Genomic DNA, 13108 nt, shown 5'->3' with positions numbered 1-13108 from the left:
GCATGACCGACGACTGTCAGTGGTGCCTGTCACCATCGGAACATGACCACGACGGACTGGGATTCCTACGCCGACTCCTTCGACCAGGAGCCCGACCACGGCTTGCTGGACCCCGACATCCGGGCCGCCTGGGCGGCCCGGATGTCGCACTGGCTGCCCGGGGAGCCGTCCCTGGTGCTCGACCTCGGCTGCGGTACGGGAAGTCTGGCCCTGCTCGCCGCCGAGCAGGGCCACCGCGTGACGGCGGTCGATCTGTCCCCCCGCATGGCGGCCCTGGCGCGGGCCAAGCTGGCGGGGACCGGCGCCGAGGTCCTGGTCGGCGACGCGGGCCGGCCGCCCGTGGGGGAGCGGACCTTCGATGTCGTCCTGGTCCGGCATGTGCTGTGGACGCTGCCGGATCCCGAAGGGGCGCTCCGGCACTGGTCCTCGCTGCTGCGGCCGGGCGGCCGGCTGGTCCTGATCGAGGGCGTCTGGTCCGGTGCGGGGCTGTCGGCGACACGGCTCGTCACGGCCCTGGCACCGCTCACCGAGCGCGTCCACCACGAGCCGCTCTCCCACGACCCCGCCCTCTGGGGGCGCGCGGTCGACGACGAGAGGTACGCGCTCATCGCACACCCGGCGCCGCCCCGGAGGCACCGGGAAGTGGTCGACGTCCACCTGATCCTGCGCAGGGGCGACGACGTGCTGCTCGCCCGCCGGGCGGGGACGGGATATGGGGACGGGCTGCTCAACGGCCCCTCCGGGCACGTGGAGGACGGCGAGGACGTCCGTGCGGCCATGATCCGCGAGGCGTTCGAGGAGATCGGTGTCGAACTGACCCCGGACGAGCTGCGCGTCGCGCTGGTCATGCAGCACCGAGGCCCCGGTGGCAGGCCCAGGATCGGCTGGTTCTTCGAGGCGGAGTACGACTCGGCGGCCGAGCCGTACAACCGCGAGCCGCACAAGTGCTCCGGGCTCTCCTGGCACCCCCTGTCCGCGCTCCCGGACGACTTGGTCGCCTACTGCCGGGCGGGCCTGGACGCGTACCGCGCGGGAGAGCGCTTCCTCCTCCACTGGCACGCGGACGACGACCCGATCGCCCACATTCCGGCGGGCGTTGACCGGGCGGTCGTCCTGCCCGCCACCACGGGTGACACGACCCGGCGGGGCCCCGCTCCCTCACCTGAAGAGCGGCCCTGATGCTCAGCGCACCGGGGTCTCAGCGCCCGCACCCTCAGGTGAAGGTACGGACATGACGTACGTGCGACGCGCAGATCTCGTAGCCGAACGACCGGTTGACCGCCAGCATCGGCCCGTTGTCCGCGTCGTTGGCGGTGAACGCGTCCGTGTAACCGGCCGCGCGGGCGCGGCGCAGCGAGTCGGTCTTGGCCAGCTTCGCCAGGCCCCGGCCCCGGTGGGCGCGCCGGGTGCCGGTCATGCCGGACCAGTAGCGCGTGCGGCCGTCGGTCTGGACGACGGCGTACGCGGCGACCTCGCCGTCCACCACGACCACGGTCGAGAGCCCGCGGTCGAACAAGGGGTGGTTCCAGGTGTGTCCCAGCCAGTCCTCGTAGTCGTCGAGGTCCAGGCCGATGTCGTCCGGTACGTCGGACGTGGCCTCCGCGTCGGCCTCGAACAGCGGCCGGGGGCCGTCGGTGTAGTCCGCCGCCGTCCGCAGTTCGGCGCCCGCGGGCAGCGGCGGCAGGCCGGGCAGCGTGCCGCCGGCCAGATCGAGACGCTGGAAGTGCGCGGGACGGGTGGGCCGGTAGCCGCGGAGCGCGGCGAAGGCCAGGCTGGACGGCTCGTCCAGCACCCAGGCGTAGATGCTCCGCACGCCCTCGGCCGCCAGATGCTCCTCTGCCGTACGGAGGATCAGCGAACCGGCTCCCCGGCCCCAGTGGTCCGGATGGACCTCCGGGAAGACGGACGACTGCCCCGGCTCGCCGCTGTCGTACACGACGCCGGCGCGAGCCGTACCGATGATCTCCCCGTCCTCCTCGGCGATCAACAGCCGGTACTTCTTGGCCGGATTGGCGGTCGCCACCTCGAACAGGACCGCTTCCTCGGTTGTCACCAGGTACGGAGAGCACACGCGCCGGAGACGGACCAGCGCTGCGGCGTCCTCGGCGCGGAAATCGCGGACGATCATAGTCATGGGGCGGGACCCTACGGGGGTGTTCCACGGGGCGCCTCTTCTTTATCCCCCTGCGTTCACCCCGTCGTGATCCGGCCAGCCGCGCCGTGTGACGCCCGGTGCCGGTGGGCCGTGAGAGAGAATCAGATCCGTGACCCTGAAGATCGTGATCGACCCGGCCGCCGCGACCGCTCCGTACGAGCAACTGCGTACCCAGATCTCCACGCAGGCCCGCAAGGGCACTCTGCCGGTGGGGTACAAACTCCCGACGGTACGGGGGCTCGCCGGGGAACTGGGGCTCGCCGCGAACACCGTTGCCAAGGCCTACCGCGCGCTGGAGACCGACGGTGTGATCGAGACCCGAGGGAGGAACGGCACGTTCGTCGCCGCCGCGGGGGAGGCCGCCGAGCGCGAGGTGGCCCTCGCCGCCCGGACGTACGCGGAGCGCGCCCAGCGCCTGGGGCTCGGCCGGGCGGCAGCCCTCGCCGCGGTCGAGGACGCGGTGCGGGCCGTCTACGCGAAGTGACCCGCGTACGGATCGGGCCCGATGCGGTCCGGCCTGATGCGGTCCGGACCGATGCGGTCCGGACCCATCCGTTCCTCGGCGGCGGACTGGGCTGAAGAGGCCGACGGGGCCGAAGAGGCCGGCGGGGCCGAAGAGGCCGGCGGGACCGCGGCGGTGGACGTGTCCGAGCCCCTCAGAGGTAGAGGCCCGCGTCCGCGCCCGGGTGCTGCGCCGGGACCGATGCCGGGCCGCTGCCGCGCCGCAGCGCGTACAGCTCGGCCAGCGTCGCGCCCTCGCGCCCGATCGACGCCTCCCAGTCCCCGTCCTCCTCGCTCAGCCAGGACATCGCCTCCGAGCGGGTCAGCGAGCCGACCTCGATCCGGGCCAGACAGCGGCCGGGGCGGACCACGGCCGGGTGCAGCCGCTCCAGGTCCTCGTTGGTCGTCACCCCCACCAGAACGTTCCTGCCCTGTCCCAGCAGGCCGTCGGTCAGGTTCAACAGCCGCGACAGAGCCTGCCCGGCCGTGTGCTTGGCCTCCCCGCGGATCAGCTCGTCGCAGTCCTCCAGGAGCAGCAGCCGCCATCGCCCCTTGGCCGAGCCGTCGTCCTCACCGATCGCGATGTCCATCAGATAGCCGACGTCGTTGAAAAGCCGCTCCGGGTCCAGTACGCAGTCGACCTGGCACCAGTCGCGCCACGAACGGGCCAGCGTGCGCAGCGCGGAGGTCTTGCCGGTGCCGGGCGGTCCGTGCAGCAGGAGCAGCCGGCCCGCGATGTCGTCCGGCGTCACCTTCATCAGCCGGTCCATCGCGTCGGCGACCGGCGCGGTGTAGTTGGCCTTGACCTCGTCCCAGGTGCCGGCGGCGATCTGCCGGGTGGTGCGGTGCGGACCGCGCCGCGGTGAGACATACCAGAAGCCCATGGTCACGTTCTCCGGCTGCGGCTCCGGCTCGTCCTGCGCGCCGTCGGTCGCCTGCCGGTGGACCTTCTCGGCGAGCTCGGAGGTGACGGCCGTCACCGTGACATCGGCGCCGCGGTTCCAGCGGGACACCAGGATCGTCCAGCCGTCGCCCTCGGCGAGGGTCGCGCTGCGGTCGTCGTCCCGGGCGACGCGGAGTACGCCGGCTCCGGGCGGCATCAGGGTCACACCCGGCTTGACCCGGTCGATGGTGGAACTGTGGGAAAACGGCTGCTCGCCCGTCGCGAAGCGGCCGAGGAACAGCGCGTCGACCACATCCGACGGTGAGTCGCTGTCGTCGACGGTGAGCCGGATCGGCAGAGCGTCCTGAGGCTTGGCAGACATGCCGCCCATGATCCGGCACCGGGACGGCCGATGCACGGTGTTTTGCCCTGTGGCGGCGGGCCACGTTCCGCCCCGCGACGGCTGCCCGCCGCCACGTGGCGGAACGCCCGGTGGCCGGTTCGCCCCTCACCTCGGTCAGGACGGGTCTCAGCCCGTCCTGATCTCAGCCCGTCCGGCGGTCGACGACGCGTCGAGCGGCCCGGCGGGCGCCGCGCACGAGCGCGTACCCCTTGGTCAGAGCCCGGTCCCGCGCGAAGTGACGGCCGATCGACCGGCCCTCGATCAGCGTCGCGAACTCCTCGATCCCGGTGGAGCGACGTACCGTCACCCGCTCCAGGGCGTACGGACCCTGACGGCGGCGGGCCAGCGCGTTGCCCACGGCCAGCGACTGGGCGAACCCGGCCGCGCGGACCCCGTCGCGCACCCGCCGGCTGGAGTAGCCGTACGGATAGGCGAAGGACACGGGCGCCGTGCCCAGTTCGTCGGCGACGATCTCCCGGCAGCGCCGAAGCTCGAACTCAAGCCGTCTGTCGCGGAGTTGGTCCAGTTGCGGGTGGGTGTGACTGTGGCCGCCGATCTCCGTGCCGGCGGCGGCCAGTTCGCGCGCCTGGTCCCAGTCGAGCATGGTGTCCGGGGCCCCGCCGTCGTCGTACGGCCCGCGCAGCCACCCCGTCGAGACGAACAGCGTGGCGGCGAAGCCGTGCGTGGCGAGAGCGTGAAGGGCGTGCCGGTGCACGCCCTCGTAGCCGTCGTCGAAGGTGATCAGCACGGGGCGTGGCGGCAGCGGCCTCCCTGTTCGCCAGTTGTCGGCGAGGCGCGCGGTGGTGAGAGGGGTGAACCCGCGCCCGGCGAGCAGTTCCATCTGTTCCGCGAAGGCCTCGGGCGAGACGGACAGCGCGCGCGTGGCCGGAGCCGGCCGGTGTTCCACGGCGTGGTACATGAGGATCGGTACGCCGGATGCCGCACCGGCCGCCGGACCGCACGCCGTACCGGACGGTGCACCGGCCGTGGGACAGGACGGCGAAGCGGCCGCCGGACAGGAGGGTGAACCGTACGGGCCCGGCACACTGCCCGCCGGACCCGTCCGACTTCTCCTCATACGGCGGCCTCCCGAGCGCTCGTAGGACCGGGACCTGGACCGGGACCCGGACTCCGGGGGCCCGTCGCGACCTGCGAGGAGCCGCCGGGACTCTCGGCGAGCGGCGTCCCGGCCCGAGACCGCGCCCCTTCCCGCTCGATACTGCCCGACGAGAACGTCACGGCCCCACCACGGGTGCGCAAGCGGCCCACCAGATAGCCGGCCGCCGCCGCCGTCACCCCCGTCACGATCGCCCCCGCGCGGCCCAGGCCGCCCGGCCGGTCCCTCCGCGCCCGTACCGCGAACGCGTCGCGCACCCCGCGCACGACACCCGCCGGGAGTACGCGGGTGGTGTAGCGGCGCTCGGATTCGAGCCCCTTGTCCGTGCCCACGCTCCGGGCCACCAGCGCCTTGGAAAGCCCCTCGGCGTAGGCGCGTTCACGGAAGTAGCCGAACCGCTCGCGCACCGCGGGGACCTTGTGGTGGATGACCGCCCGGTCGTCGATGAGCAGCACCGCGCCCGGTACGGCCCCCGCCAGCCGGATGCACAGCTCCGTCTCCTCGCAGCCCAGTGGGCGTCCGTCGCCCTCGCGTCGCCCGATGCCCGTCGCGAAACCCCCGGCGGCGTCGAACGCCGACCGCCGGAACGAGGCGTTACCGCCGAGGACGTTGCGGACCCGTACCCGGCCCGCCGGCAGCCCCCGGTATGTACAGCCGACGACCCAGTCGAACTCCTCGGGGAACCAGCCGGGCCTGCTCCCCGACGACCAGGCAGGTACGGTCCTCCCGCCGACGGCCAGCACCCGGGGGTTCTCGTACGCCTCGTCGAAGAACCGCAGCCAGTCGCGCTCGGCCACCGCGTCGTCGTCCAGGAACGCCACCAGCTCACCGCGCGCGTGGGCGATGCCGGTGTTGCGGCCCGCGGAGAGGCCGCGGGGGCCCGCGTTGGCGAGCACCCGTATCTCTGCGCGTGCCACCTGTTCCCCTGCGCGTGCCACCTGTTCCTCCCCGCGCGCCGCCCGTTCCTCCCCGCGCGCCGCGCGCTCCCCGTACTCCCGGCCGAGCCGCTCCAGGAGAGCGGTGTTGTGGTCGACCACGAGCAGGGTCTCCAGCGGCGGCAGTGACTGCCGACATACGGAGTCGACCGCCGCGAGGATGTCCTCCCAGCGGTCCTCGGTGTAGACGCAGATCACCACGGAGAAGGACCGGGGACAGGTGTTCAAGACACCTCTCCCCGAGGGATCGTGACCCTGAGCGTGACCGGGCGACGGCGTGACGCCCGGGGAACGCCCCTCTCCTTGAGGATCACCTTGAGGACCCGCAGGCCGTCCCGGACCGCTCTCAGATTGCTGACCCCGTGGATGCGGTCGTACTCGTGGCTCGGGATCTCCTGCACCTTCAGACCGGCCTTGACGACCCGGATGTTCATCAGGGTCTCGACCTCGAAACCCGTGCAGTCCAGGGTGATCTCGTCCAGGCAGCGGCGCCAGAAGGCGTTGTAGCCATAGCAGAGGTCGGTGTAGCGGGCGCCGAACTTGGCGTTGACGACGGCGCACAGCACCCGGTTGCCGAGCTTGCGGATCGCCGTCATGTCGTCCGTGCCGCCGCCGTTGGCGAACCGCGAGCCCTTGGCGAAGTCGGCGCCGGAGACCAGGGCCGACACGTACGAGACGATCTCGTGGCCGTCCGCCGAGCCGTCGGCGTCGACCATCACGATGATGTCGCCGGTGCACGCCGCGAACCCGCTGATCAGCGCGTCTCCCTTGCCCTTGCCGCGCTGCTCGACGACTTTGACGCCCGGCCACAGGTCGCGGGCGACCTGGATGGTGTCGTCGCTGGAGTCACCGTCCACGAGGACGACTTCATGGATCCAGTCGGGCAGTGTCTTGAAGACGTACGGAAGGTTCTCCGCCTCGTTCATCGCGGGGATCACCACGCTCACCGGCGGAGCGATCGCGAGGTACGAGGTGATCGGCCGGTACTGGACCGGAGGTATCAACGGATCTTCGCCTGGCACCGCCGGGCGCAGAAAAGTGCTCACGAGTCTGATTCCCTCTCGTCCGGTGGACCGCCCACCCCCGGGCGGTCCGTGTGTGTTTCCGGTTCGAAAGGGGGGTTCTCACCCCGGTCATGACGGCATGGAACTCCGTGCTGGATGGGTGAGCTGTGGAACTGGCCGCGCGGCACGCGACTCGGCACGTAGTGCACTGTGTGCGTTCATCGAGCACGGCACCCCCCTACCGCGCCCCGCTCCGGGAGCCATCGCGGCGCTTGCCCCTCCCCTGGAGCCGCTGTGCGTGATGGGCCGATGCGGGTGAAAGTACGAAGATATTGACGATTGGGACTGTATGGCAAGGCCTGGAGGCTGGGCTCACTTTTTTACTTCTTTGGCCATACTTCGACGGTCGTATCCGGAACGTCCCCCGCGAGTGACTATCTGTCAGGAAATCTGCACCGAATGTACTTGGCATGGACGCTTCCAGCGAAGTGGGTCCGCTGGTACGACAGTTGTGGCAGAAAACCCGCTGAGGAGAGGTTCTATGAAACTGTCCCGCATCACGGCATTCTCATCCTCGCTCCTTGCCGCCGCCGTCCTCGCTCTCACCGGAGCGGCCTCGGCCAAGGCGGCGGAGTCGGCCGCCGCCGTCGACTATGTGGCGCTCGGCGACTCGTACTCCTCGGGTCTGGGAGCCGGCGGTTACGACAGTGTCAGCGGTGCCTGCAAGCGCACCCCCAAGGCCTATCCGGCCCTCTGGGCGGCCGCGCATTCACCCTCGACCTTCGCCTTCACCGCCTGCTCGGGTGCTCGTACGGGTGATGTGACCGCCGGTCAGCTCGCTCCGCTCGGAGCGGCGACCGACCTCGTCAGCATCACCATCGGCGGCAACGACGCCGGCTTCGCCGATGTGATGACGACCTGTGTGCTCCAGTCGGAGGCCACCTGCGTCAGCCGGATCAACCAGGCCCGCGCGTATGTCGACAGCACCCTGCCCGGGAACCTCGACTCGGTGTACACGGCGATCAGATCCAAGGCCCCGGCCGCCCGGGTCGTCGTCCTCGGCTATCCCCGCTTCTACCGGCTGAGCGGAAGCTGTATCGCCGGGCTCAGTGAGAAGGAGCGCACCGCGATCAACAACGCCTCCGACCATCTGAACGCGGCGACCGCCAAGCGGGCGGCCGACCACGGCTTCACCTTCGTCGATGTCGCCGGGACGTTCACCGGCCACGAGATCTGCTCGGGGTCGGCCTGGTTGCACAGCGTGAACTGGCTCAACATCGGGGAGTCGTACCACCCCACCGCCGCAGGTCAGTCGGGCGGCTACCTGCCGTCCTTCGCTTCGGCCGCCTGAACGGGGCGTGCGACGAACCTCCGGCCCGGGTGACCAACCCCTTCCGATCTGTCCAACTCGCCCTGAAATCACACGTATCGATGTGTGTCCCTCCCACCTCGTACGGGTGTGGTTGACCGTGGAGGCGGGATACACGAGTGTTGCCAAGGAGCGATAGGGTTAATCTGCCCGGGCCGGGTGTCTCGTATCGGGTGGGGAGTGAAATGGAACAGATAACAGTGCACAGCAGGGCGCGAATCCCTGCGATCACCTGCGGAAGCAGCGCGACCAGTTCGCGCCTCGACCGCCATCTCTCGGTGCTCGGCGGTCCCGCCGTACCGCAGCGGGAGACAGCCGAGGCCACGCTGCTCATGCGGGAACTGACCTCGCGTGACCGGTCGGAGCGTCACCGGAGCAGGAGCGCGCGTGTCTCGCTCTTCGCGCCGCTGCGACGTCTTCGCCGTTCGCTGTTCGGCAGCCGCGGCTGACCTCATACGGCATCACGGCGTTCTGAACGCGCTCGGGCGGATCATGTCGTCCGACGCAGTGCTGTTGCCCGGTCTTCTGACGTCCCCACGGCCGGCGGTAGTGCGTCGGTGTGGTCGCCGAGCGCGGTGATTTCCTTGTTTCAGCGGGGGCCCGGCCGGTGAGTTGACTCCCCGACACCGGCCTTGGCCTTCCGTTTTCCGCCCCGATTCCCGTCACTCTCCGTTGTTGGCATATTGCCGTACTGCTAGCGGTACGAACAGTACGAGCAGCGCCAGCGACCAGAGCATGGATCCGGCCACCGGGTGGGTCACGGGCCACGCGGCGCCCGCCGTGTCCGTCGCAGCCCCGGCGTTGCCGCAAAGATCACGTACGGCCGTGGCGAGGGCGCTGATCGGGTTCCACTCCGCGGTTGTCCGCAGCCACCCCGGCATCCCGTCCGTCGGGATGTACGCGTTGGAGAGCAGCGGCAGGACAAACGTCGTGGAACCCAGTTGACCTGCCGCTTCCTCGTTGCCGATGAGCAGTCCGAGGTACACGCCGACCCAGGTGGTGGCGAAGCGGAAGAGCAGCAACAGCCCTAGGGCGCCAAGGGTTTCAAGCACCCCGCCCTCGATCCGCCAGCCCACCGCGAGCCCCACGAGAAGCAGCGGAACCAGGCCCGCCGCCGTCGTCAGCAGGTCCGCGGCGGTCTGACCGAACGGCACCGCGACCCTGCTCATCGGCATTGTCCGGAACCTGTCCATCACCCCGCGCTGTGCGTCCTGTGACGACTGGAACATCCCGGTCATGATGCCGCCGGCGGCGGTGGCGGCGAGCAGCCCCGGCACCAGGTAGGCGCGGTACTGCTCGCCCGGCACGGCCAGCGCGCTGCCGAACACGTAACCGAAGAAGAGCAGCATGGTGATCGGCATGGTCTGGGTGAGGATCACCACGCCGGGCGCGTGCTTGATCCGCTGGAGGTGGCGGGCCAGGACGGCGCCGCTGTCGTACGCGATCGTGGTGCTGCTCATGCGGCGTGCTCCTCGGTCCTGGGGCCGGTGGGCCCGGTCGGGGTGTTGGGGCGGTGGGCGCTACGGCTCGTGGTGCGGTCGGTCAGCCGGAGGAACACCTCGTCCAGCGTCGGCGGGCGCAGGCTCGCGTCGATCACCGGCACGCCCGCCGCGTCCAGTTCCCGGACGATCCTGGGCAGGGTCAGCGCGGGGTCCCTCGCCACCGCTCCCGCCGTACGGCGCTCCCGGTCGAGCACCGGCTCCGCGCCGGTCAGCTGGTCGAGCACGCCCGCCGCCGCGAGGAGTGCCGCCTCCGAGGCCCCCGCCGTCGCCTCCTCGGCCAGGACCACTTCCGCGTACGAGCCGATACGCGACTTGAGCGCGGCCGGTGTGCCCCGGTGCGCGGCCCGGCCCTGGTCGATCAGCACGATGTCGTCGGCCAGTTGGTCGGCCTCCTCCAGATACTGCGTGGTCAGCAGGACGGTGGTGCCCTGCGTGGCGAGGTCGCGCACGGCGTCCCAAATCTGGTTGCGGCTGTGCGGGTCGAGGCCGGTGGTCGGCTCGTCGAGGAACAGCACCCGGGGGCGGGTCAGCAGGCTGGCGGCCAGGTCGAGCCGGCGCCGCATGCCGCCGGAGTAGGTCCGCGTCACCCGGTCGGCGGCGCCGGTCAGTTCGAAGCGTTCCAGGAGTTCATCGGCGCGCGCCCGGCCGGCCGCGCCCTTGATACGGAGCAGCTTGGCGAACAGCCGGAGATTCTGACGCCCCGTCAGCTCACTGTCGACGGAGGCATTCTGACCGGTGACGCCGATCGCCCGGCGCACCGCGCCCGGATCGCGGGTGACGTCGTGTCCGGCGACCAGGGCGGTCCCGGCGTCGGGTGTGGTCAGGGTGGTCAGGATCCGCACGGCGGTGGTCTTGCCCGCTCCGTTCGGCCCGAGCACCCCGCAGACCGTGCCCTCGGCGACGGCCAGATCCAGCCCGCTCAGGGCCCGCACTCCGCCGTCGCCGCCGAATCGCTTCTCCAGACCTTCACTAAGTACAGCGTACGTAGTTGTCATGCGGCCCACCGTACCGCACTACGTACGTTGTACGTAACTAAGATGGTGGGCGAGGTGATGACCGATGGCGGGGCGACCTGCTGAACCCGAAGTGATCTGGTCGCGTCCGGAGCGGGCCGGCCGCGGCCCGAGGCCGGCGTACAGCCGCGCGGACATCGCGGCCGCCGCCGTCCGGCTCGCCGACGCGGACGGCCTCGAAGCCGTCACCATGCGGCATGTGGCCGGTGAGCTGGGCTGCGGCACGATGTCGCTCTACAACTACGTGCCGCGCAAGGAGGATCTGTACGAGCTGATGGCCGACGCGGTCGCCGGGGAGTACGAGCTGCCCGAGAAGCCGTCCGGCGACTGGCGGGCGGATCTGACCGCCCTCGCCCACCGGGCGCGCACGATGATGCACGGGCACCCGTGGATGTCGCGGCTGATGTCGTCGGTGTACGGATTCAGCCCGAACTCGCTGCGGTACATCGAGTACAGCCTGGCCTGCCTGGACGCGCTCGACATGCCCTACGCCGAGAAGATGGAACTGGTGGCGATGGTCAACGGTGTGGTCACCACCTATGTCGCCAACGAGCTTCAGAGCGCCGAGCGCACCCGGTCCCTGCCCTGGTCCGCGGAGCAGGAGCACACGGTCCGGATGGCCTATCTGGGGCGCGAGATCGCCTCCGGCCGCTATCCCCGGCTGGCGTCGGCGTTCGCGGAGGATGCCGGGCCGGTCGATGTGGAGGTCTTTTTCGACCGGGCGCTCAACCGGGTCCTGGATTCGTTCACCGGGCGGCCGGAAGCGCCCGGCGGAGGTTCCGCTTCCGCTTCCGGATCTGGTTCCGCCCCGAACCGGAAGCAGGCTCCGACCGGAGCGTGAGGCCGGTCTCCCGTCAGATCAGTGCGAACTGGCCTTCCGGGCCCTCCTCGTGGTGATCCAGTACGGAAGCGGGTCTGCGGGCAGCCGCCGGTACGGGGAGAACGCCCGCCGCCCGCAGTTCCGTCCGGCCGATCCCCGGGGCGCCGTCGCCGCTGCTCTCCGAGTTGATGATCTCGTGCAATTCGCTCTGGAGCGGGCGGAGTTCCGCGAGGAGCGCCAGCACCGTGATCAGCTCCAGCAGCTCCGAGGTCCACTCCTGCGGCCAGGCCGACGGACGGATCGCCGCCAGCGTGCCCGGCTCGGGAGCGACCGTACGGCGCTCGAACCACAGCTCCAGCATCCGTACGTCTCCCACCGAGTAGTCCCAGGCCTCGGCCGGTACGGGCGAGATGCGGCCCGTGCCGAGCCGGAGCACCTGGTCCTCGGGGTCGTACGAGATCGTCCCGGGCCGGGCCGGGACGGCGGCGCGTACATAGGGTCGGCGACCACCGGGCAGCCGGGGCCGTTCGCCGCCGCGCGCTCCGCGCAGCTGGATCCCGGTCATCCGCCGTCCCAGCTCCACGCCTCGGGCCCAGGCCCCGGAATCGGCGGTCAGCGGGACGGCCGGGCCCTCGGGGGTGGCGACGGCGGCGGCCACGGACCAGGCCAGCACCTCTTCGGCGGTGACCTCACGGCCATGGCGCGCGGTCAGCACGGCGAGCAGACCGGGGGCGAGGTTCGGTTCCTGGCCGCCGGGGCGGCGGTAGAGCGGACGGATCCGCCCCGGCCGCCCGGCCGGTGAACGGCCCACCGGGAGCAGGGCGCTGACCAGCAGGGCGGGGCTCATGGCCGGGGCGCCGGGCACGTACCCCTGCTCCACGGCGAAGATCTGGTGGTCGTCGGCCACCCGCCACAGTTCGGGGCGGGCCGCGTCGATCAGCCGGTGGTCGGGGATCAGCCACTGCTCGTCGAACGGCCCGTGAAGCACCCGCGACGGCGGGGGGCAGCGGCCCGATTCCCGCACGAACCGCCCGGTGCCCGTGGCCCGCCCCGGCAGCGCGGCGACCGCGCTGTGCGGTGTACGCGCCCGGGTCGGCTCGAACAGCGCCTCGCGCTCGGCGTCCTGGGCCGCTATGAGCCGGTCCCAGCGGGCCGTGAGGGACGGGCGGTCGGGGGCGAGGATCCAGTTCCTGCCGAACCGCAGAGGAGCCGTCGACCACGGCATCAGCTCGCTCAGCAGCGGGACCTCGGAGACCGGCGCTGCCCCGGAGCGCGGCGACGGCGGCTCCGGGACCGGCTCCGTGACCGGCGGCGGGGCCTGCGGAACAGCGGGCCGTGGGGCCTCGGTGAGCGGGGCGTCCCCGGCCGAGCCGGACCGCGTCGCCGTCATGGGGGCATCCTTCCTT

General features: G+C 71.3%; 12 protein-coding genes and 1 pseudogene. 5 read left to right on the top strand and 8 right to left on the bottom strand.

The genetic code is table 11. The annotated features are described in order from the left end of the window. Positions 1 to 42: 42 nt before the first annotated feature. A pseudogene (locus ACIOJD_RS30515) lies at positions 43 to 1143 on the top strand (methyltransferase domain-containing protein); the annotation flags it as partial. Between the two features lie 70 nt (positions 1144 to 1213). On the opposite strand, the gene ACIOJD_RS30510 reads toward ACIOJD_RS30515, so the two are convergent. Continuing rightward, positions 1214 to 2134: a GNAT family N-acetyltransferase gene (locus tag ACIOJD_RS30510; RefSeq protein WP_401919304.1), complete on the bottom strand. Its 921-nt coding sequence runs from the start codon at positions 2132 to 2134 to the stop codon at positions 1214 to 1216. A gap of 130 nt (positions 2135 to 2264) precedes the next feature. Here ACIOJD_RS30510 and ACIOJD_RS30505 point away from each other — a divergent pair, with 130 nt between their 5' ends. After that, positions 2265 to 2639: a GntR family transcriptional regulator gene (locus ACIOJD_RS30505; protein WP_401919303.1), complete on the top strand. Its 375-nt coding sequence runs from the start codon at positions 2265 to 2267 to the stop codon at positions 2637 to 2639. 172 nt (positions 2640 to 2811) lie between these two features. On the opposite strand, the gene ACIOJD_RS30500 is transcribed toward ACIOJD_RS30505, so the two are convergent. The 4 genes from ACIOJD_RS30500 to ACIOJD_RS30485 all read right to left on the bottom strand — a co-directional run bounded on the left by ACIOJD_RS30500 (position 2812) and on the right by ACIOJD_RS30485 (position 7040). Next, positions 2812 to 3921, bottom strand: a complete 1110-nt coding sequence (locus tag ACIOJD_RS30500) for a DUF5925 domain-containing protein (protein ID WP_401919301.1) — start codon at positions 3919 to 3921, stop codon at positions 2812 to 2814. 163 nt (positions 3922 to 4084) lie between these two features. Continuing rightward, positions 4085 to 4861, bottom strand: coding sequence for a polysaccharide deacetylase family protein (locus ACIOJD_RS30495; protein ID WP_401919299.1), 777 nt, complete (start codon positions 4859 to 4861; stop codon positions 4085 to 4087). A 155-nt stretch (positions 4862 to 5016) separates the two neighbouring features. Next, on the bottom strand, positions 5017 to 6222 hold the full coding sequence (locus tag ACIOJD_RS30490) for a glycosyltransferase family 2 protein (RefSeq protein WP_401919298.1): 1206 nt from the start codon (positions 6220 to 6222) through the stop codon (positions 5017 to 5019). After that, positions 6219 to 7040, bottom strand: coding sequence for a glycosyltransferase family 2 protein (locus ACIOJD_RS30485; RefSeq protein WP_401919297.1), 822 nt, complete (start codon positions 7038 to 7040; stop codon positions 6219 to 6221). Before ACIOJD_RS30485 ends, ACIOJD_RS30490 begins: the two co-directional genes overlap by 4 nt. 499 nt (positions 7041 to 7539) lie before the next feature. On the opposite strand from ACIOJD_RS30485, the gene ACIOJD_RS30480 reads away from it, so the two are divergent. Beyond that, a complete protein-coding gene (locus ACIOJD_RS30480; protein ID WP_401919295.1) occupies positions 7540 to 8349 on the top strand; it encodes an SGNH/GDSL hydrolase family protein in 810 nt (269 codons plus the stop codon). 203 nt (positions 8350 to 8552) lie between these two features. Then, positions 8553 to 8816, top strand: a complete 264-nt coding sequence (locus tag ACIOJD_RS30475) for a hypothetical protein (RefSeq protein WP_401919294.1) — start codon at positions 8553 to 8555, stop codon at positions 8814 to 8816. 213 nt (positions 8817 to 9029) lie between these two features. On the opposite strand, the gene ACIOJD_RS30470 is transcribed toward ACIOJD_RS30475, so the two are convergent. Both ACIOJD_RS30470 and ACIOJD_RS30465 read right to left on the bottom strand, forming a co-directional pair. Next, positions 9030 to 9827, bottom strand: coding sequence for an ABC transporter permease (locus tag ACIOJD_RS30470; protein ID WP_401919293.1), 798 nt, complete (start codon positions 9825 to 9827; stop codon positions 9030 to 9032). Further along, a complete protein-coding gene (locus ACIOJD_RS30465) occupies positions 9824 to 10864 on the bottom strand; it encodes an ATP-binding cassette domain-containing protein (protein WP_401919291.1) in 1041 nt (346 codons plus the stop codon). The genes ACIOJD_RS30470 and ACIOJD_RS30465 overlap by 4 nt, the downstream gene beginning before the upstream one ends. Positions 10865 to 10928: 64 nt before the next feature. Between ACIOJD_RS30465 and ACIOJD_RS30460 the strand changes: the two genes are divergently transcribed. After that, complete coding sequence (locus ACIOJD_RS30460) at positions 10929 to 11723, top strand: TetR/AcrR family transcriptional regulator (protein ID WP_401919289.1); 795 nt, start codon at positions 10929 to 10931, stop codon at positions 11721 to 11723. Between the two features lie 13 nt (positions 11724 to 11736). Here the strand turns inward: ACIOJD_RS30460 and ACIOJD_RS30455 are convergent, their stop codons facing one another. Then, complete coding sequence (locus ACIOJD_RS30455) at positions 11737 to 13092, bottom strand: type ISP restriction/modification enzyme (RefSeq protein WP_401919288.1); 1356 nt, start codon at positions 13090 to 13092, stop codon at positions 11737 to 11739. Positions 13093 to 13108: the final 16 nt, after the last annotated feature.

The sequence above is a fragment of the Streptomyces sp. NPDC088116 genome (genome assembly GCF_044741745.1).
In the GTDB taxonomy this organism is placed as follows: Bacteria; Actinomycetota; Actinomycetes; order Streptomycetales; family Streptomycetaceae; genus Streptomyces.
The sequence above is the reverse complement of the archived record's forward strand: the minus strand, read 5'-3'. Positions and strand labels throughout refer to the sequence as shown.